The organism is Oceanibaculum indicum P24 (assembly GCF_000299935.1).
Lineage (GTDB): Bacteria > Pseudomonadota > Alphaproteobacteria > Oceanibaculales > Oceanibaculaceae > Oceanibaculum > Oceanibaculum indicum.
In genome coordinates this window covers 105,960-125,955 of sequence record NZ_AMRL01000005.1, presented here as the reverse complement: position 1 = coordinate 125,955, position 19,996 = coordinate 105,960, and the positions used below count along the sequence as shown (strand labels likewise).

16 protein-coding genes are annotated in these 19,996 nt (G+C 66.5%); 12 read left to right on the top strand and 4 right to left on the bottom strand.

Translation table 11 applies throughout. The features are described 5' to 3' along the window. Nucleotides 1-31: 31 nt before the first annotated feature. The 3 genes from P24_RS06115 to P24_RS06105 are packed head-to-tail and all read right to left on the bottom strand — an operon-like array spanning nucleotide 32 to nucleotide 3,473. Nucleotides 32-1,492: a putative nucleotidyltransferase substrate binding domain-containing protein gene (locus P24_RS06115; protein ID WP_008943826.1), complete on the bottom strand. Its 1,461-nt coding sequence runs from the start codon at nucleotides 1,490-1,492 to the stop codon at nucleotides 32-34. Further along, the gene (locus tag P24_RS06110; protein ID WP_008943825.1) at nucleotides 1,489-2,883 is read right to left on the bottom strand and encodes a 3'-5' exonuclease; all 1,395 of its coding nucleotides are present in this window, start codon (nucleotides 2,881-2,883) and stop codon (nucleotides 1,489-1,491) included. Before P24_RS06110 ends, P24_RS06115 begins: the two co-directional genes overlap by 4 nt. A gap of 11 nt (nucleotides 2,884-2,894) precedes the next feature. Next, nucleotides 2,895-3,473, bottom strand: coding sequence for a hypothetical protein (locus P24_RS06105; RefSeq protein ID WP_008943824.1), 579 nt, complete (start codon nucleotides 3,471-3,473; stop codon nucleotides 2,895-2,897). Between the two features lie 285 nt (nucleotides 3,474-3,758). On the opposite strand from P24_RS06105, the gene P24_RS06100 reads away from it, so the two are divergent. From P24_RS06100 to atzF, 12 genes are all read left to right on the top strand, one after another. After that, nucleotides 3,759-4,031: a DUF4212 domain-containing protein gene (locus P24_RS06100; protein ID WP_051013087.1), complete on the top strand. Its 273-nt coding sequence runs from the start codon at nucleotides 3,759-3,761 to the stop codon at nucleotides 4,029-4,031. A gap of 14 nt (nucleotides 4,032-4,045) precedes the next feature. After that, nucleotides 4,046-5,800: a sodium:solute symporter family protein gene (locus P24_RS06095; protein WP_008943822.1), complete on the top strand. Its 1,755-nt coding sequence runs from the start codon at nucleotides 4,046-4,048 to the stop codon at nucleotides 5,798-5,800. Nucleotides 5,801-5,911: 111 nt separating this feature from the next. Continuing rightward, a complete protein-coding gene (locus P24_RS06090) occupies nucleotides 5,912-6,235 on the top strand; it encodes a YggT family protein (protein ID WP_008943821.1) in 324 nt (107 codons plus the stop codon). Between the two features lie 82 nt (nucleotides 6,236-6,317). Further along, the gene (locus tag P24_RS19105) at nucleotides 6,318-6,683 is read left to right on the top strand and encodes a hypothetical protein (RefSeq protein WP_008943820.1); all 366 of its coding nucleotides are present in this window, start codon (nucleotides 6,318-6,320) and stop codon (nucleotides 6,681-6,683) included. 125 nt (nucleotides 6,684-6,808) lie between these two features. Continuing rightward, nucleotides 6,809-10,414, top strand: a complete 3,606-nt coding sequence (cydC, locus tag P24_RS06080; protein WP_008943819.1) for a thiol reductant ABC exporter subunit CydC — start codon at nucleotides 6,809-6,811, stop codon at nucleotides 10,412-10,414. Between the two features lie 103 nt (nucleotides 10,415-10,517). Further along, nucleotides 10,518-10,904 (top strand): DUF983 domain-containing protein, encoded by a 387-nt coding sequence (locus P24_RS06075; RefSeq protein WP_008943818.1) that lies wholly within the window; start codon nucleotides 10,518-10,520, stop codon nucleotides 10,902-10,904. A gap of 287 nt (nucleotides 10,905-11,191) precedes the next feature. Next, entirely contained in the window at nucleotides 11,192-12,811 is a 1,620-nt protein-coding gene (locus tag P24_RS06070; RefSeq protein WP_008943817.1) for an ABC transporter substrate-binding protein, read from the top strand. Between the two features lie 15 nt (nucleotides 12,812-12,826). After that, nucleotides 12,827-13,873, top strand: a complete 1,047-nt coding sequence (locus P24_RS06065) for an ABC transporter permease (RefSeq protein ID WP_008943816.1) — start codon at nucleotides 12,827-12,829, stop codon at nucleotides 13,871-13,873. Nucleotides 13,874-13,876: 3 nt separating this feature from the next. After that, on the top strand, nucleotides 13,877-14,764 hold the full coding sequence (locus P24_RS06060) for an ABC transporter permease (RefSeq protein WP_008943815.1): 888 nt from the start codon (nucleotides 13,877-13,879) through the stop codon (nucleotides 14,762-14,764). Between the two features lie 14 nt (nucleotides 14,765-14,778). Next, the gene (locus P24_RS06055) at nucleotides 14,779-16,452 is read left to right on the top strand and encodes a dipeptide ABC transporter ATP-binding protein (RefSeq protein ID WP_008943814.1); all 1,674 of its coding nucleotides are present in this window, start codon (nucleotides 14,779-14,781) and stop codon (nucleotides 16,450-16,452) included. Then, nucleotides 16,449-17,150 (top strand): GntR family transcriptional regulator, encoded by a 702-nt coding sequence (locus P24_RS06050; RefSeq protein WP_008943813.1) that lies wholly within the window; start codon nucleotides 16,449-16,451, stop codon nucleotides 17,148-17,150. Before P24_RS06055 ends, P24_RS06050 begins: the two co-directional genes overlap by 4 nt. After that, nucleotides 17,143-18,939 carry an allophanate hydrolase gene (gene atzF, locus P24_RS06045; RefSeq protein WP_008943812.1) on the top strand — a complete coding sequence of 599 codons (1,797 nt, stop codon included), beginning with the start codon at nucleotides 17,143-17,145 and terminating at the stop codon, nucleotides 18,937-18,939. Before P24_RS06050 ends, atzF begins: the two co-directional genes overlap by 8 nt. 10 nt (nucleotides 18,940-18,949) lie before the next feature. Here the strand turns inward: atzF and P24_RS06040 are convergent, their stop codons facing one another. After that, the gene (locus P24_RS06040; protein WP_008943811.1) at nucleotides 18,950-19,852 is read right to left on the bottom strand and encodes a hydrogen peroxide-inducible genes activator; all 903 of its coding nucleotides are present in this window, start codon (nucleotides 19,850-19,852) and stop codon (nucleotides 18,950-18,952) included. Nucleotides 19,853-19,996: the final 144 nt, after the last annotated feature.

The window sequence follows — 19,996 nt, the reverse complement described above, 5'->3', positions numbered from 1 at the left end:
TGTCCCTGTTTCGCTTCGTATTGCGCCGACCTTACGCGGAAAGGGCGTCCTGCACCATGTCGGGTACCTGGCCGATGCGGCGCAGTACCTCGCGCAGCAGATGGCGTTGCGGCTTGGTCAGGCGGGCCAGCTCCACCCTTGTGCCGGGTTGGCGGCCCTCGGCGATATCCTCGATCTGCTGTTCCAGCACCAGCCGCACCAGAATGCGATGGGCGCCGGCAAGGTCGGCGGCGTCATTCTCCGCGATCAGCCCCAGGCTGGCGGCCTCGCGCAGCCGCTCCGCCGTCGCCGTCGCCGCGACCCCGCCCCGCAGCGCCAGGATACGTGCGGCGCTGACCACCGGCAGCAACCCGCCGATCTTCAGATCGACGCGCCCGTCGATGGTCTGGATGCCGCCGAAGAAGCCCAGCGGCGGGCGCATCTCGCGCTGGTTCAGCGACAAATTGCGCAGGAAGCCGATGGTCTTGCGGGCGCGGTCCAGCGCGTAGGCGCGCAGCAGCTCCGCCAGATCGCCCCGGCCCGCGACCGCCTGAAAATCGAAGAAGATATCGACATTCAGCAGGTTTTCCCCGATTGGCCGTTCCGCCCAGATATCGATGGCGCGGCGCCAGCCAGTCTCGTCATGGCGCCATTCCGGGTTCTTCGCCATCACCCCGCCCTTGCAGTAGGGGATACCGGCCTCGTTCAGCATGTCGGCCATGCGGCGGCCCAGCTCGGCGTACCAGGCATCGTCCTTCGGCGTGCCGGCATGCAGGATGCCATTGTCCTGATCCGGGGCCAGCAGGCTCTCGCCGCGCCCGCCGGACCCCAGGATCAGCGCGCACCAGGGCGCCGGCGCGGGACCCCAGCCGGCCTCCGCCATCGCCTCTGCCGACAGGTGCGCAGCGCGGCCGGTCACATCGCGCATCACGCCGGAGATGACGGCGGCCACGTCCAGCGGTGCCACCTGCTCGGCCAGCAGCGAACTGGCGAGGGCCGGCAGGCCGCGCACGATCTCCAGCATTTCCTCCGCGCTGCGGGCAACCCCGATACGGTCGCCGATGGCCAGCGCGGAGCCAGCGCGCTGGCGCAACAGCTGCCGCGCCGACAGGATGCCGACCACCGACCCGTCGGTATCGAACACCGCCAGGTGGCGTACACCCAGCCGGTCCATCCGGCCCAGCGCCAGATAGACGAAGGCATCCTGCGGCACGCCTTCGACCGGGCTGCTCATCAGCCGCGACAGCGGCGCCCCGAGAGCGGCCTCTCCTTCCTCGGCAATCAACCGCAACGCATCGCGCTCGGTCACGATTCCCAGCGGGGGGGCGAGAGTGGGCGCCAGCCCGCTATCCCCCGTGACCAGGACGGAACTAATGCCCTTCTCGATCATCAAGTCGCAGGCCTGCTTTACCGTGGCCGCCGCCGGCATGGTGACGACCGGGCTGCTCATCACCTCCGCCACGCGGTGGCGGTAGGGGAAACTGTCCAGCCGCTGCAGCGCTTCGGCATTCATCGCTCGCCTGCCTTTCCATCCGCTGGCGCATGCCACCCGGCCTCATGCTGGCGAGCCCGCATGACGGAAGGCTGCGCCAGGACGCGCTGGGCATCCGCCAGCGTGGTGACGCCCTGTTCGGCCAGCAGCGGCAGCATGCCGGCGAAGATCTCGGCGGTCACCAGGCAGTCGCCGAAAGCGGTGTGGCGGCCCTCGATCTCCGCGCCGCACATGGCGGCCACCGCCTCCATGTTCAGGTCGCGGTGGCGCGGATACAGGAAGCTGAACAGCAGCGCCGTACACAGCGCCGGCGGATCGCTCCAGGCGACGCCGTGCCGGGCCGCCTCGGCACGCAGCACCGCCAGGTCGAAGGCGATGTTGTGGCCGATCACGACACGCCCGCGCAGCAGCTCGGCCAGTTCCGCCAGCACCTCGGCGACCGGCGGCGCCGATGCGACCATGTCATCGGTGATGCCGTGGATCGCTGTGGAGGCAGGCGGGATCGGCACGCCCGGATTGACCAGCCGGTCATAGGCGAGATGGCGGTAGAGCCGCGGCCCGTGCATGACGATACCGGCGGCGGAGACGACGCGGTCAGTGGCAACATTCAGCCCGGTCGTCTCGCAATCCAGAGACAGGGCCGGCAGCTCGGTCAGCGGCAGGTCCGGGTGCGGCGCGATATCCGGCGGCGTGTCGTGCAGAGCCATGTCATGCTCCACAATGCCGGCGGCATGGCCCGGCACATCGGACAGGAACACGATCAGCAGGCCGTCGGGTTCGTCCAGCGGCACGACCCGCGCGGGGTAGGTATCGCCCGCGACCCCGGTGAGGGTCCGCTCGACCGGCGCGCCCGCCGCCCGCGATTCGCCGGAGGCGTCGATCAGCGGCGTCCGGTCGAGGATGGCGTAGAGGCTGCCGCCCAGATGCAGCCGGTCCGCGCCGAGCAGGGCAGCGGCCTTGGCGTTCATCAGGCTGATGAGGCCGGTCTGCGTCACCACCAGGATCGGCTCGCCGATGGCGCCGAGGATCGCGCTGAGCCGCGCATCGACACGGCGGTCATCGGCGCGGTCGCGCGCCAGCATGGCGGCGATGGCGCCGGCCAGCCGCTGCAGCTCGTCCGGCTTTCCGCCGCGCGCATTCCAGCTGTCCGGCAGCGTGCCACCGCGCACCCCGGCGCCCAGCACCGCGCCATGCAGGCGCACCAGCTGGTCGAAATGCCCGTCCAGCAGGGTCATCATGACCCACAGCCCGGCGAGGCCGGCGGCAAGGCCTACAAGGCTGGCCAGCGCCCAGACGCCGATGCCCTCAGTAAGGTCGGCCAGCCCGAACAAGGCGGGGAACAGCGCAGTCAGGAAGCCGCCAGCCGTCACCAGCAGGGTGACGAACAGCGCCTTCCGCAAGCCGCCGCGCAAGAGGCCCCCGCTCAGCTCTCGCCAGAGGGGGCGGCCGGATGGGCAGCCGGGGCGCTGGTCAGCAGGTCCGCCACGACGGCAGCGGGCACCAGCCGCCGCTGCATATCCTCATGGAAACGGCACAGCGCGAAGCGGATGTTATTGGTCACCAGTTCGCGGTCGAAGCGGGTGAGGTTGCTGTGGATCGGCAGCACCTTGTAGATGCGCCCGCCTGAGGTCAGGCCGATATCGTAGGGCGCCCTGGGCGCCGCCAGCTGTGCCTGGGCAAGGCGCAGTTTGAAGGCCTCGATCTCATCGCCCCAGCCCTCCGGCCGGTGGTCGGGGATGGCATGTTCCAGCAGGCACAACTCGAACAGCCGCCCCATGCGCTCCGCCAGTTCGAGCTCTCGCTCCGCCGCGTGCGGTCGCAAGGCGCCCTCCAGGATGATCCCGATGTCGGACAGCACATAGCAGAAGGCTTCCCAGCGCGATTTTTCCACCGCCTGGCGGAAGGCCATTTCCCGGAACAGCTTGTCCCAGTTCAGCCCGGCGCGGGCGCGTGCATACTCGAATGTGCATTTCTGCGCCACAAAAGCCGACTGCTCGGCCATGAAACGACGAAAGGCCGCAGCGTCCTCTACTGAAGATTCGGGCCGCCAAAGACGTGTAATCGAAGCTAACAAATCCTCCCCCGCCCAGAATTATTGTTTTGACAAATAATAGGCTATGCTATTTTCGGGTAAGCGCAAGAGAAGGTTTAGGTAGAGCCGTTTCGATTGCGCGCACAGCTTTGCCTGAAAAAATCGGGCAAAGACAATTGTGCGTAAAAGGGTCATTTGGGGCGGAAATAAACAAAAAATCAGCCGCCCGGCAAACAGGAGGGAGACGTATTCGAAATGTCTAGCGATTCCTCGACTTCACCCGAAAAGGCGGTGGAGCACTGGCAACGGACCAAGTCGCTGATGTGGGTCACATTGGCCATCTGGTTCTTTTTCAGCTTCGTCGTGCACTTCTTCGTCAGTGCGCTGAACGAAATCAACTTCATCGGCTTCCCGCTCGGCTTCTACATGGCCGCGCAGGGTTCGCTCATTGCCTTCGTCGTCCTCATCTTCTGGTATTCGGCCAAGCAGAACCAGATCGATGAGGAATGCGGCGTCGCTGAAGACTGAGCGGGGGACATGCCATGAAAGGGGATTTCATTTCCAACCTTGGCCGCATCTACGGTGTCTATACCGGCGGCTTCCTGGGCTTCGTCATCCTGCTCGCGATCCTTGAGCAGCTGGGCGTCCCGAACAAGATCATCGGCTATCTGTTCGTGTTCTTCACGATCGCGGTCTATGCCGGCATCGGCATCCTGTCGCGGACCATGCAGGTGTCCGAATACTACGTCGCCGGACGCCGCGTGCCGCCGCTCTACAACGGCATGGCGACCGCCGCGGACTGGATGAGCGCCGCATCCTTCATCGCCATGGCGGGCGGCCTGTATGCCCGCGGCTATGACGGCCTTGCCTTCGTGCTGGGCTGGACCGGCGGCTATGTGCTGGTGGCGGTGCTGATCGCACCATACCTGCGCAAGTTCGGCGCCTATACCGTGCCCGACTTCCTGGGTGCGCGTTTCGGCGGCAACTTCGCCCGGTCGATCGGCATTCTGGTGCTGTTTGCCTGCTCCTTCACCTACATTGTCGGTCAGGTGGTGGGTGTCGGCACGATCGCCTCGCGCTTCCTCGGCATCTCCTTCGAGATCGCCGTGTTCGTGGGTCTGATCGGCATTCTGGTCTGCTCGATGATGGGCGGCATGCGGGCGGTTACCTGGACGCAGGTCGCACAGTACATCGTGCTGATCATCGCCTACCTGGTGCCGGTCGTTATCCTGTCGGCCCAGACCACGGGCATTCCGATCCCGCAGCTGATGTATGGCGAAATCCTGCAGCGCATCACCGAGCTGGAGCAGACGAAGCCGGCCCTCGCGGGTGCCCAGGCACACGTGATGCCATTTACGACCTTCGATCCGCTGAACTTCTTCGCGCTGATCCTGTGTCTGATGGTCGGTACGGCCTCCCTGCCGCACGTGCTGATGCGGTTCTTCACGACGCCCAGCGTCCGTGATGCCCGCAAGTCGGTCGGCTGGAGCCTGCTGTTCATCTTCCTGCTGTATTTCACGGCGCCGGCCTATGCCGCCTTCGCGAAGTACGAAATCTTCACCAACGTCATCGGTGCGACCATCGCCGAACTGCCGAACTGGGTGAAGATCTACTCCGACATCGGCCTTGTCACCATCGCCGACGCCAACAAGGACGGCATCCTTCAGTTCGCCGAACTGAAGATCAATCCGGACGTGATCGTGATCGCGACCCCGGAAATCGCCGGCCTGCCCTACGTGATCGCGGGTCTGGTCGCCGCCGGCGGTCTGGCAGCCGCGCTGTCCACTGCGGACGGCCTGCTGCTGGCCATCGCCAACGCGCTCAGCCACGATATCTACTACCGCATGATCGATCCGCAGGCCTCCACGGCCAAGCGTCTGGTCGTCGCCCGCATCCTGCTGGTTGTGGTCGCGATCCTGGCAGCGGCGGTCGCTTCGACAAGACCGGGTGGCATCCTGGCACTTGTCGCCTGGGCCTTCTCGCTGGCGGCGGCCGGGTTGTTCCCCGTGCTGGTGCTGGGTGTGTGGTGGAAACGCTGCACGAAGGAAGGCGCCATCGCCGGTATGCTTGTCGGCTTCGGCTTCACCCTGTTCTACCTGGTGGGGACGAAGTATTTCGGCATGCCGCTGTGGTTCGGTGTCTCCAACATCTCGGCGGGCCTGTTCGGTATCCCGACGGGCTTCCTGGCGACCATCATCGTCAGCATGATGACGCCGCCGCCATCCAGGGAGATGCAGGATTTCATCGACTCGATCCGCATCCCGAGGGGTCAGACCCTGATGGAGGAAAAGGCCTAAAAGGCCTCTTCCGGAACGAAACTGGGCAGGGCCGCATGGCCCTGCCCTTTTCTTTTCCGCTTTGCTAGGCTTTGTCCCGGCAGGAAACGTCATTCAGGACAAAAAAACAGCATGATCTCCGGCAATCCGTTCTGGGACTATTGGTACTTCCATATCCCCAACTACATCATCGCCGCCCTGATCTATACGCTGCTGGGCCGCATGCTGCTGGGGCTGTTCGTGTCCCCCGACTGGCACAACTATATCTGGCGGGCCTTCTGCCGGCTGACCGATCCCGTCCTGAACGCTGCGGGCGCGATCACCCCCGATTTCGTCACACGCGGGCTGCTGCCGCTGGTAGCCATCTTCTGGCTGCTGGTCATCCGCTTCGTCTATTGGGCGGTGCTGGGCTATTACGGCCTTGCCCCCAGCCTGGGCCTGCAGTCAGCCAGCTGAATCCCTCTTGCGCAACGGTTTGCGCACATTCAGATTATGAAGTTCTGATATTGACCGTCACCTGAAGATGGGGTGGCTGTTCATGGACCGTATAAAGGATTGCGCGGAAATTTCGGTGCGCCGGGGCACGGCCTTCGCCCTGCTGGCGGTTGGCACCCTCATGATCGCCTTCAGCTTCGATGTCACCCTGTCCCTCAAGGTCGGGGCGGCGACCATGATCATCATGGCCGCCATCCTCGCCTATCGCGCCATGGCGGCGGCCAGCACCGACTACCGCCGCACCGAGACGTGGCTGCTGCTGGGCAAGACCCATCCGCTGCCGGAAAGCCGCCGCCAGAAGGTGATCGGCAGCACCTTGCGTGACATCTACCAGCGCTATGCGCGCTACAGCGCCGGCGGCGCCGTCTCGCTGTGGCTGGCCAGCCTGGTGATCCCGCTGATCCGCTAAGCTAGCCGTTACCGATCTCCGGCTGTTACAGGGGCGTATCGCCCCTATCCCGTCATGCAGGCTGTTCTGACTGTGCGCATGCGATAAGCTGTTGCGATCCAGTTGCAGCGAAAGCGGAGTTCGACATGCATTTTGAGATGCGCCTGTGGGCCTATACCGAGGGTGTGCGCTGGCGCATCGCCGGTGCCGTTGCCATCGGCCTCATGGCAGTCGCCCTCGGCATCGCGCGCCTTGCCTTGCTGGGCTGGCTGATCGCCAGGGTGTTCCAGGGCGCGACGCTGCAGGAAATCCTGCTGCCGGCGGTGCTGGTCGGATTGGCCATGATCCTGCGCGGCTTCTTCGAGCAATGGCGCATCATGGTCGCACACGAAACCGCCGCCCGTGTGCAGGCGAAGCTGCGACGCGCCATCTACGACAAGATCGCGGCACTGGGGCCGGCCTATGTCGGCCAGCAGCGCTCCGGCGACCTGGCGCTGACCCTGATCGACAGTGTGGAGCAGCTGGAGACCTATTTCGGCAAGTACATCCCGCAGCTGCTGGTCTCCGCCCTCACCCCTTTCCTGATCTTCGGCTTCGTCGCCTGGCTGGACCTACCGGTGGCGCTGATCATGCTGGGCTTTGCCCTGCTGGCGCTGTTCGCCCCGGCGGCCTGGCACAAGCTTGACACCCGCAAGGCACGCGACCGGCAGCGTGCCTATTCGGCCTTCGCCTCCGAACTGCTGGATTCGATCCAGGGCCTCGCCACGCTGAAGGCCTTCGGGCAGAGCCGCCCGCGCGCCGAGTTGCTGGCGGTGAAGGCGCGCGATCTGTTCCGCTCCACCATGTGGGTGCTGGCGACCAACACGCTGGCACGTGGCATCACCGATACCTCCATCGCGCTGGGCGCGGCGGCGGCGCTGGCGCTGGGCGCCTTCCGCGTGGAGGCCGGCGCCATGGAGCTGACCGCGCTGCTGATGATCCTGATGACCGGCATTGAGATGTTCCGCCCGATGCGCGATCTGCGCACCGTGCTGCATGAGGGCATGGTCGGGCTGTCGGCGGCGCAGGGTGTCTATCGCATCTTCGACGCCCAGCCGCCGGTGCCTGACGCGACCGGTCCTGCGCCTGCCGCGCTGGAGCCTTCCATCAGCTTCGAGGATGTCGCCTTCGCCTATCCGGGCAGCCGGCGGCTGACCCATGATGGCCTCAGCTTCTCCGTAAAGCCGGGCGAGCGGGTCGGCATCGTCGGCCCGTCCGGCGTCGGCAAATCCTCCATCGTGCGGCTGCTGCTGCGCTTCTTCGATCCCGACCGGGGCCATATCCGCATCGGCGGCACCGACCTGCGGCAGATTCCCTTCGCCGATATCCGCAGCCGCATCGCCGTCGTGCATCAGGACGCCTATCTGTTCCACGGCACGATTGGCGAGAATATCCTGCTGGGCCGCCCCGACGCCGACCGGGACGCCATGATCGAGGCGGCGAAAGCGGCCAACATCCACGATTTCATCATGGGGCTGCCGCAGGGCTATGACACGCTGATCGGCGAGAAGGGCATCAAGCTGTCCGGCGGCCAGCGCCAGCGCGTGGCCATTGCCCGCGCCATCCTGCGCGACGCCCCGATCCTGATCCTGGATGAGGCGCTGTCGGCCATCGATGCCGAGAATGAGGCGGTCATCCAGCAGGCGCTGGACCGGCTGATGCAGGGCCGCACCACGCTGGTGCTGGCGCACCGCCTGTCCAGCATCATCGGCTGCGACCGCATTCTGGTGCTGGATGAGGGCAGAGTGGCGGAGGAAGGCAACCACGCCGCGCTGATGGAAAAGGGCGGCGTCTATGCGGCCCTCATGGCCGAGCAGGCGAAGGATGCCGAACGCCGGCAGGATGCGCCGCTGCTGGACGGTGCGGCGAAGACCGATGCGCCGGCGCAGGCTGCTGCCGATCTTCCCACCGGACAGGCCGTCGGGCCGACCGAGGGCATCGTCGCCGCCGAGGGGCTGGGCTGGGGCCAGCTGATCGTCATCCTGATGCGGCTGATCACCCCATGGCGCGGCAAGATGGCGCTGACCTTCATCTTCGGCGTCACCCGGGTCGCCGCCTTCATCGGCGTCGGCGTGGTCAGCGCGCTGATCGTGCTGGCACTGAAGAACGGCCAGCCTTTCGGGCACCTGCTGCCCTGGCTGTTCGTGACGGCACCGCTGGCCGGCATCCTGCACTGGGCGGAATCCTGGCTGGCGCACGATGTCGCCTTCCGGCTGCTGGCGGAGATGCGCATCGCCATGTTCAACAAGCTGGACAAGCTGGCGCCGGCCTATCTGGTGCGCCGCCGCACCGGCGACCTGATGGGCATCGCCACCCATGATATCGAACTGGTGGAGTACTTCTTCGCCCACACCATCACCCCCGCCGTCGTCGCCGTGCTGGTGCCCGCCGTCGTGCTGGCGGTGCTGGCCGGCCAGGACCCGCTACTGGCGCTCGTGCTGCTGCCCTTCCTGCTGGCGGTGGGGTTGAGCCCCTGGCTGATGCGCCGCCGCGTGGACCGGCTGGGATCGCGCGCGCGGGAAGCCGCCGGCGAGCTGGCCGCGCATGCCGTCGATACCGTGCAGGGGCTGGGCGAGATCGTCGCCAACCGGCAGGAACGGACGCGCGGCGATGCGCTCGACCGGCTGACCGAGCATCACATGCATCTGCGCATGCCGTTCTTCCGCGAGCTGACGGCGCAGCACAGCCTGCTGGAGGTGCTGACCGGACTTGGCGGCCTCGCCATCGTCGTCACCGGGGCCTATCTGGCTTCCATTGGCGCCATCGATGCCGGCCATCTGCCGCTGCTGACCCTGCTGGCGCTGGCCGCCTTCCTTCCGGTATCCGAGATCGCGCAGATCGGCCGGCAGCTTGCCGACACGTTGGGCGCCACACGGCGTATCCATGCGGTGGAGCAGGAAAAGCCTGTGGTGGAAGACGGCCCCGGTGTGGAGGTCGCGCGGGCAGAAGGCGCGCAGGGCGCCGATCTGGTGCTGGAGGAAGTCGGCTTCCGCTACCCCGGAACCAGCCGTCCGGCACTGACCGGCGTCAGCTTCCACGCACAGCCGGGCGAGACGGTGGCGCTGGTCGGCCCGTCAGGTGCCGGCAAGACCACGCTGGCGCAACTGCTGATGCGCTTCTGGGACCCGGAATCCGGCCGCATCGTACTGGACGGCCAGGATCTGCGGCGCTGGAAGCTGGACGATCTGCGCACCCGCATCGCGCTGGTGGCGCAGGACACCTACCTGTTCAACGACACGCTGGAGGCCAATATCCGCCTCGCCCGGCCCGATGCCAGTGCTACGGATATCGAGGCGGCAGTGCGCAACGCCTCCCTCACCGATCTGGTGGAGGCCCTGCCCGATGGGCTGGCGACCAGGGTCGGCGAACGCGGCACCAGCCTGTCCGGCGGACAGCGCCAGCGTGTCGCCATCGCCCGCGCCTTCCTGAAAGACGCGCCGGTGCTGGTGCTGGACGAGGCCACCTCGCATCTGGACGCGGTGAACGAGCAGGCGGTGCGCGCGGCGCTGGACCGGCTGCAGCAGGGCCGAACCACCATCGTCATCGCGCACCGGCTGTCCACCGTGCGCGGCGCCGACCGCATCGTCGTGCTGGACCAGGGCCGTGTCGTCGAAACCGGCCACCATGCGGAGCTGCTGGCACAGGGTGGGCTCTATGCCCGGCTGGTCGGGCGGCAGCTCGCCTCGGCGGCGGACAGGAGTGCGGCGGAGTGACGGCTTGAGGCATAGCGCCGCACCATGCCTGCGGGAGGATGGCAAAAGCCTCGCCTGCTGCCATGTTAGCGGCTAGCCTTACGGAACACCGGACAACAGCGACATGAAAGCCGTGAACGCCCTGCGCCTTCCTCCGTCCCTGCCGACCGTGCTGTGGCGCGGCCTGCAGCGCCGATGTCCGAAATGCGGCACGCCTGGCCTGCTGCATGCCTACCTGAAGGTGACGCCCGCCTGCAGCCATTGCGGCGAGGCCTATGGCCATTTCCGTGCCGACGACATGCCGCCGTGGCTGACGGTCTTCATCGTCGCCCATCTCGTCATGCCGCCGATGCTGTGGCTGGAGCGTGCCTACCAGCCCGATATCTGGCTGCAGGGCATCGGCTGGTCGGTGATCACGCTGGCGCTGACCCTGCTGTTGCTGCCGCGCTGCAAGGGCGCTGTCCTGTCGCTGATGTGGGCGCTGAAGGCGGAAGGCTCCGAGCGGAGCTGACGCGGCACCCGCCGATCCCGACCATCGCTGAACCGTTTTCCATCGGCCTGGGGCACATCCCGGGCCGATGCGTTTTTGATGCCCGATATTCGCGGCCATATCTGTGTCCAATTTTTATGCAATAAAATTGCATCGCCTATTTTTTGATCTCTCCAGTTTTTGGAGAATCCAAAGGCTTCTGATCAAGACAGATAATACATTGAATTAAATGACATAAATTTGAAGTAACCGACTGGCCCGGAAAGTGCATGCACTTTGGCAGTTCCACTGTCGAAGGATAACCCGCCATGAACCGGAGAGACTTCCTCAAGGCCGGCACCAGCGTCGCTCTCGGCGCCGGCATGCTGCCCTTCCTCAAGGTCCTGCCCGCCTCCGCTGCCGCCGCCGACACGCTGGTCGTGGTGATCGGCAGCACGATCAACAGCCTGGACCTGCATCGCACCGGCACCAACCGGCCAAGCTATCAGGTCTCGGTGAACTGCTATGACCGGCTGCTGACCTTCGGCACCAAGACCATGCCGGACGGCTCGCTCAGCTACGATTATTCCAAGCTGGAAGGCGAGCTGGCGGAAAGCTGGGAGATCGCGCCGGACGGCAACTCCGTCACCTTCAAGCTGAAGGATGCCACCTTCTGGGATGGCAGCCCGGTGACGGCGGAAGACGTGAAATGGTCGCTCGACCGCGCCGTCTCCGTCGGTGGCTTCCCGACCGTGCAGATGAAGGCCGGCTCGCTGGAAAAGCCGGAGCAGTTCGAGGTGGTCGATGCCAAGACCTTCAAGATCAACTTCCTGCGCCAGTCGAAGCTGACGCTGCCCGACCTTGCCGTGCCGGTACCCTTCATCATCAATTCCAAGGTCGCCAAGGCGAACGCCACGGAGAAGGACCCGTGGGCGATGGAGTATCTGCACCGCAACCCGGCCGGTTCCGGCGCCTACAAGGTGGAACGCTGGGACCCGGGCCAGCAGCTGGTCTATAGCCGCAACGACGCCTGGAAGGGCGGCCCGCTGCCCGCCGCCAAGCGCATCATCGTGCGCGAGATTCCCTCGCAGGCGACCCGCCGGGCGCTGATCGAGCGCGGCGACGTGCATCTGTCGCACGACATTCCGGCGAAGGACGCGAAGGAGCTGGCGGCACTGAAGAGCGTGAAGGTGGTCGGCACGCCGATCGAGAACTGCCTGCATGTGCTGTGCCCGAACCTGATCTTCGAGCCGTTCAAGAACAAGCTGGTACGCCAGGCCATCGCCTATGCGGTGCCCTATGAGGAAATCCACAAGAACGCCGCCTATGAGCGCGGCGCCAAGATGTGGGGCGGCGCCAGCATGGAGCCGACGGATATCGCCTGGCCGCAGCCCTTCCCCTACACCACCGACTACGACAAGGCGAAGGAACTGCTGGCCCAGACGCCCTACAAGGATGGCTTCGAGGTGCCGCTGTCCTTTGACCTCGGTACCGCCTCCTGGGGCGAGCCGACGGCCCTGCTGATCCAGGAAGGGCTGGCGAAGATCGGCATCAAGGCGACCATCGACAAGATCCCGGGCGCCAACTGGCGCACCGTGGCGCTGGTCGAGAAGAAGCTGCCGCTGCTGCTGGACAATTTCGGCGGCTGGCTGAACACGCCGGACTATTACTTCTTCTGGGCCTATGTGAAGGGCAACCTGTTCAATGCGTCGAACTATGACGATGCGGAGATGATGCAGCTCATCAACGAGACGCTGCACATGCCGATGGACAACCCGGACTACGCCCCGAAGATCAAGCGGATGATCGCCAAGGCGTTCGACGACGTGCCGCGCATCCCGCTCTACCAGCCCTATCTCGACACCGCCATGCGCCCGGGCGTGGAGGGTTACGAGTTCTGGTTCCACCGCATGCCGGACGTGCGGACGCTCACCTTCAAGACCGCGTAAGGGAGGGCCGGACCCATGGGCATCTCCATCCTGGTGGCCATGCCGCCCAAGGTCCGGCTTGTCGGGCGCCGCCTGTTGCAGGCGGTGCCCGCCCTCGCGGGCATCGTGATCGTTACCTTCCTGCTGACCCGCGCGCTGCCCGGCGACCCGGCGGTCTATTTCGCCGGCCCCGCCGCCGACGCCGCCTCGATCGCGGAAATCCGCAAGAGTCTGGGCCTCGATCAGCCGCTGCCGATCCAGTTCCTGGCCTATCTCGGCGACCTCGTGACCGGCAATCTCGGCATGTCGATCTCGACCGGCCAGCCGGTGCTGCACGAAATCCTCACGCGCCTGCCCGCCTCGGTCGAGCTGACGCTGATCGCCCTGATGATGTCCATCGCCATCGCCGTACCGCTGGGCGTGCTGGCCGCCACCCGGCCGGACAGCTGGATAGACCATCTGTGTCGCTTCGTGGTGACCGCCGGCGTGTCGCTGCCGACCTTCTTCACCGGCCTGGCGCTGGTCTATCTGTTCTATTACCTGCTGGGCTGGGCGCCGCCGCCAATGGGCCGGCTGGATATCCTCTACCTGCCGCCCGCCCATGTGACCGGCTTCTACACCATCGATTCCCTGCTGGCCGGCGATATCGGCGCCTTCGGCAGCGCGCTGGCCCATATTGCCCTGCCGGCGCTGACGCTGGCGCTGTTCACGCTCGCCCCCATCGCCCGCATGACGCGCGCCTCCATGCTGCAGGTGCTGGGCAGCGACTTCATCCGCACCGCCCGCGCCGCCGGCCTGTCGAAGCGCAAGGTGCTGTTCGCCTATGGCTTCCGCAACGCGCTGCTGCCGGTCATCACAACGCTGGGCATGGTGTTCTCCTTCGCGCTGGGCGCCAATGTGCTGGTCGAGAAGGTATTCGCCTGGCCGGGCATCGGCTCCTACGCCATCGAGGCGCTGGTGGTCTCCGACTATGCCGCCGTGCAGGGCTTCGTGCTGGCGATGGCGCTGTTGTTTGTCGCCCTGAACCTGACCATCGACATCGTCTATACGCTGGTCGATCCGCGCCTGCGGCTGGAGGACTGAGCCATGACCACGCTGACCGATCCGGCCGCAGTCCCGGCAACGAAGCGCAACAGCTTCTGGCGGCACTTCCGCTATGTGCTGGCCAGCAACCCGGTGACCGCCCTGTCTTTCGCCCTGTTCGGCATGTTCGTCCTGGCCGCGCTGTTCGGCCCTTGGCTGGTGCCCTATGATCCGCTGGCGACGAGCGGCGACCGCGCGTTGCAGCCCCCCTCCTGGAGCCACTGGTTCGGCACCGACCATCTGGGCCGCGACGTGTTCTCCCGTGTCGTCATCGCCACAAGGCTGGACCTGTCGATCTCCGTCGCCGCCGTGGCGCTGTCCTTCCTCGCCGGATCGGTGCTGGGCTCGCTCGCCGGCTATTATGGCGGCTGGACCGACCGTATCGTCGGGCGCTGCCTCGATACTATCATGGCCTTCCCGCTGTTCGTGCTGGCCATGGGTATCGTCGCGGCGGCGGGCAACACCATCGAGAACGTGATCTACGCCACCGCCATCATCAACCTGCCCTTCTATGCCCGCATGGCCCGCGCCGAGGTGAACATCCGCCGCGAGGCCGGCTTCGTGCAGGCCGCCAAGCTGTCGGGCAACAGCGATCTGCGCGTGCTGGCAGTACATATTTTCCCGAATGCCCTGCCGCCAATGATGGTGCAGATATCGCTCAATCTCGGCTGGGCGATCCTGAATGCCGCCGGCCTGTCCTTCATCGGTCTGGGCGTGCGTCCGCCGACACCGGAATGGGGCATCATGGTCGCCGAGGGGGCCAACTTCATCATGTCCGGCGAATGGTGGCTGGCGCTGTTCCCCGGTGCCGCGCTGATGCTGGCGGTCTTCACCTTCAACCTGATGGGCGACGGTCTGCGCGACCTCGTCGATCCGCAGCGCCGCACCTGAGGGAGGACGGAACCATGAACGCCATCCCGCTGCTCGACGTTAAGGACCTTACGGTCGAGTTCGCCACGCGGCGCGGCACGGTGCGCGCCATCGAACGCGTCAGCGTCGCCGTCGGCAAGGGCGAGACGGTCGGCATCGTCGGCGAATCCGGCTCCGGCAAGTCCGTCACCTCCTTCGCCGTCATGCGCATCCTAGACCGCGCCGGCCGCATCGCCGAGGGCAGTATCGTGTTCGGCGGCGTGCCGGTGCACAGCGCGCCCGAGAAGGTGATGACGGAGCTGCGCGGCCGCGAAATGTCCATGGTGTTCCAGAATCCGCGCGCCGCGCTGAACCCGATCCGCAGCGTCGGGCGGCAGATCGAGGATGTGCTGATCGAACATGCGCTGGCCGTGCGCGCGACGGCGAAGAAGGCCGCCATCGAGATGCTGCGCGCGGTGAAGATCGCCAACCCGGAGGAGCGCTACCACGCCTATCCGTTCGAGCTGTCGGGCGGCATGTGCCAGCGCATCGTGATCGCCATCGCGCTGGCCTGCCGGCCGCAGCTGCTGATCGCCGACGAGCCGACCACCGGCCTGGACGTTACCACGCAGAAGACGGTGATGGATCTGATGCGCGAACTGACGCGCGAGCGCGGCATGTCCGCCATCCTGATCACCCATGACCTTGGCCTCGCGGCGGCCTATTGCGACCGCATCGTCGTCATGGAGAAGGGCAAGGTGGTGGAGCAGGCGCGCACTGCCAGCCTGTTCGACCGGCCATCCCACCCCTATACGCAGCGTCTGCTGCGTGCCACGCCGCGGCTGGATTCGCGCATCCGCGACCTGCTGCCGGAACCACGCCCGGCCCCCGCCGCCGTGCCACGCGGCAAGCCGCTGCTGGAAGTGCGCGAGCTGGTGAAGGAATTCCCGCCGCGTGGCGACAGCCCCGCCTTCCGCGCAGTCGATGGCATCTCCTTCACCGTGCATGAGGGCGAGAGCCTGGGGCTGGTCGGCGAGAGCGGCTGCGGCAAATCCACCACCTCCGCCATGGTGATGCGGCTGACCGACCCGACATCCGGCAGCATCCTGTTCGATGGCGAGGATATCGGCGCCATGCCGGCCGCGCGTTTTGCCCGTGCGCCGAAGCGCAGCAAGCTGCAGATGGTGTTCCAGGACCCGACCGACAGCCTGAACCCGCGCTGGAGCGCCTTCCGATCCATCGCCGACCCGCTGCTGCTGATGGGCGGGCTGAAGGGCACGGATGCTGCCCGTCCCCGCGTCGAGGAGCTGGCTCGGCTGGTGGGATTGCCGGTGGAGTTGCTGGACCGTTTTCCGCACCAGCTGTCCGGCGGGCAAAAGGCACGCGTCGGCATCGCGCGGGCCATCGCGCTGGACCCGAAGCTGGTGATCCTGGACGAGCCGACGGCGGCGCTGGACGTCTCGGTGCAGGCGGTGGTGCTGAATTTGCTGGCCGACCTGAAGGTCGAGCTGGGCATGAGCTACCTGTTCATCAGCCACGATCTGAACGTGGTGCGGCTGATCTGCGACCGTGTCATGGTCATGCGTCAGGGGGTGATCGTCGAGGAAGGCGAGACCGAGACCGTGCTGAAGGCGCCCGCCAGCGACTATACCCGCACGCTGCTTGACGCGATTCCGCACCCGCCGGAAATTCATCAGGGGATCAGCCTGGCAGGAGAGATGCCCGCATGATGCAGCAAAAAAGAAGGCTGCTGCGCACCGGCACCACGGTGGACGAGATGGTGCGCGCGCTGGCCGACGACATCGTGAAGGGATTGCTGCCGCCCGGCGAGAAGCTGGACGAGCCGAAGATGGCGGAGCGCTTCGGCGTCTCCCGCACGCCGGTACGCGAGGCGCTGGGCCAGCTCTGCGCCATGGGGCTGGCGAAGCGTAGGCCGAACCGCGGCTGTGTCGTCGCCACCATCACCGACCAGCGCCTGACCGAAATGTTCGAGGCGATGGCAGAGCTGGAATCGGCCTGCGCCCGGCTTGCTGCCCAGCGCATGACCGCCGGCGAGCGAAGGGCGCTATCCGACATGCACCAGCACTCGGCGGAGCTGGTGCGCGACGGCGCGCTGGAGGACTATTCCGCCTTCAACATGCAGTTCCACGGGCTGATCTATGAGGGCTGCCATTCCGGCTATCTGGCCGATCTGGTGAGTTCCACCCGCAGCCGGCTGGCCCCGTTCCGCCGCGCCCAGTTCCATGTGCTGGGCCGCCTGCGCAAGAGCTGGGACGAGCATGAGGCCATCGTCACCGCGATCCTGCGCGGCGATGCGGAAACCGCCGCCCTGGCCGCGCGCTCCCACGTCATCGTGGTCAGTGCCGCCAGCGCCGGCTTCGTGAACGACCGGAACCTCTCCCAGACGCAGGATGCCTCCGATGCGTGATCTCTCCTTCGACCTGTCCGCGCTGTCTGCCTTCTATGAGGAGGGCGGCAGCCCCGCCGATGTAGCGCTGGAAGCCCTGCGCCGTGCGCGGGCACAAGCGGAGCTGAATGGCTGGATCCTGATCCGTGAGGAACAGGACATCCTCGCGGAGGCGGAGGCGCTGAAGTCCCGTGACCGCGCGGAGCTGCCGCTTTATGGCGTGCCCTTCGCGGTGAAGGACAATATCGATGCGGGCGGCCTGCCGACGACCGCCGCCTGCCCGGAATTCGCCTATGTGCCGGCGGCGGATGCGCCTGCCATCGCGCTGCTGCGCGAAGCTGGAGCCATCCTCATCGGCAAGACCAATCTGGACCAGTTCGCCACCGGGCTGGTCGGCGCGCGCTCGCCCTACGGGCCGGGCCGCAACCCGTTCGACCCGGACTATGTGTCGGGCGGCTCCAGCTCCGGCTCCGCCATCGCGGTGTCTGGCGGCGCGGTCAGCTTCGCGCTGGGCACCGACACGGCGGGCTCCGGCCGGGTGCCCGCCGCCTTCTGCAATCTCGTCGGCTGGAAGGGCAGCCTAGGGCTGGTCAGCACGCGCGGCGTGGTGCCGGCCTGCCGGTCGCTGGACTGCGTGACCGTGTTCGCGCTGACCTGTAGCGACGCCGCCGCCGTGGCGGCGGTCGCCGGCCAGTATGATGCGGGCGAGCCCTTCTCCCGCGCCATGCCGGCGGTCCCGCCTGCCCTGCCCGGCTGGGCGGGCCTGCGCCTTGGCGTGCCGCGCGCGGCGGACTTCGCCTTCTTCGGCAACCCGCACACGCCGGCCCTGTTCGAGGCGGCGAAGCGGCGCTGCACCGATCTGGGTGCGACGCTGGTGGAGATCGACCTGACACCCTTCCTGGAAGCCGCAAGGCTGCTCTATGAAGGGCCGTGGGTGGCAGAGCGCACCGCCGCCGTCGGCGATTTCCTGAAGGCCAATCCCGATGCCGGCCATCCGGTGGTGCGTGGCATTGTCGAGGGCGGCTGGAAATTCGATGCGGTCGATTCCTTCCGCGCGCAATACAGGCTGCGGGAACTGGCGCAGGAAGCGCGCAAGGCGTGGGAACAGGTCGATGCCATGCTGACACCGACCGCCGGCACCATCCACCGCATCGCCGATGTGGAGGCCGATCCGGTGCGCCTCAACAGCCAGCTTGGCTACTACACCAATTTCATGAACCTGTTCGACCTCGCCGCCGTCGCGGTCCCGGCAGGTTTCCAGCCGGACGGGCTGCCCTTCGGCGTCACCCTGTTCGCGCCGGCCTTTACGGATGCCTCACTGCTGGCGCTGGGCGCGTCGCTGCACGAAGCTGCTGGCGTGACCATGGGCGCCACCGGCAAGACGCTGCCGAAATCCAGCCTGGCCATGCCGGCGGGCGACCGCATCGAACTGGCGGTGTTCGGCGCCCATATGAGCGGCCTGCCGCTGAGCGGGGAATTGCTGGCCCGTGGCGGCACGCCGATCTGCGAGATCGAGACAGCCCCCCACTACCGGCTCTATGCGCTGGATAATCTGGTGCCGCCGCGCCCCGGCCTGGTGCGGCAGGAGTCCGTCGGCGCCCCCATCGCCGGGGAGCTGTGGAGCCTGCCTGCCAGCGAACTGGGCGGATTCCTGGCCGGCATCGGCGCGCCGCTGGGTATCGGCAAGGTGGAGCTGGCGGACGGGCGCTGGGTGCCGGGCTTCCTGTGCGAGGCCTGTGCCGTGGCCACCGCCCGCGACATCACCGCCAGCGGCGGCTGGCGCAGCTGGACGATGCGGAAATCAGCCTGAGGAAGGGCGATCAGGCTGCCAGGCGGCCGGTTTCCGCCGCGCGGACGATATCGGCGATCTGGGTGAGTTCATCGGCAAGCGGGTTGGTGCGGCGCCAGACCATGCCGATGGTCCGGGTCGGCCGGGGTGCCGGCAGGCGGACGACGGAGACCGGTGCCGAGCGCGTCTCGACCGGCACCGCCATTTCCGGGATCAGGGTGACACCGATCCCCGCACCGACCATCTGCACCAGGGTGGACAGCGAGTTGCCCTCGATCATGTCACGCGACGGCGAGACCGATATCTTGCAGAAGGAAATCGCCTGGTCGCGGAAGCAGTGCCCCTCCTCCAGCAGCAGCAGCCGCATGTCATGCAGTGTCTCGGCGCTCGGCACCGGCTGGTCCGCATCGGCCTGCGGGCGGACCAGGAAGAATTCCTCCTCGAACAGCGAGACGGCGGCCAGCGCCGGCTCCGCCACCGGCAGCGCCAGGATCGCGGCGTCCAGCCTTCCATTCATCAGCTCGCCGATCAGCCTTTGCGTCGTCGATTCTCGCGGCTGCAAATCCAGCCCCGGATAGGTCTGCGACAGGCTGTTGATGACTGAAGGCAGCAGATAGGGTGCGATCGTCGGGATCACGCCAAGGCGCAGGCGCCCGGTGAAGGGCCGGTGCGAGGCGCGGGCGAGATCCCCCAGCTCCTCCACCGCGCGCAGGATGACCCGCGCACGCACCGCAAGGGTCTCGCCCAGGCTGGTCAGGCGGACCTGCCGCGCGCCCCGTTCGACCAGCGGCGCGCCGATGATCTCCTCCAGTTCCTTCACCTGCAGGGACAGGGCCGGCTGAGAGATCGCGCAGGCCTCGGCGGCGCGACCGAAATGGCCGTGCTGGGCCAGTGCCTCGAAATAGCGCAGCTGTTTCATGGAGATATCAGTCATAAGTTTTTCATATCATACAGATTTGAAAATGCAATTTTATCTTATAACACATCTCGACCATACTTCGATGGCAAGGAAGCGGCGTACAGCAAGAACAACAAGCGCTGAATGACGAATTTCCCGTAATTCCGCAAACCAAGCGTC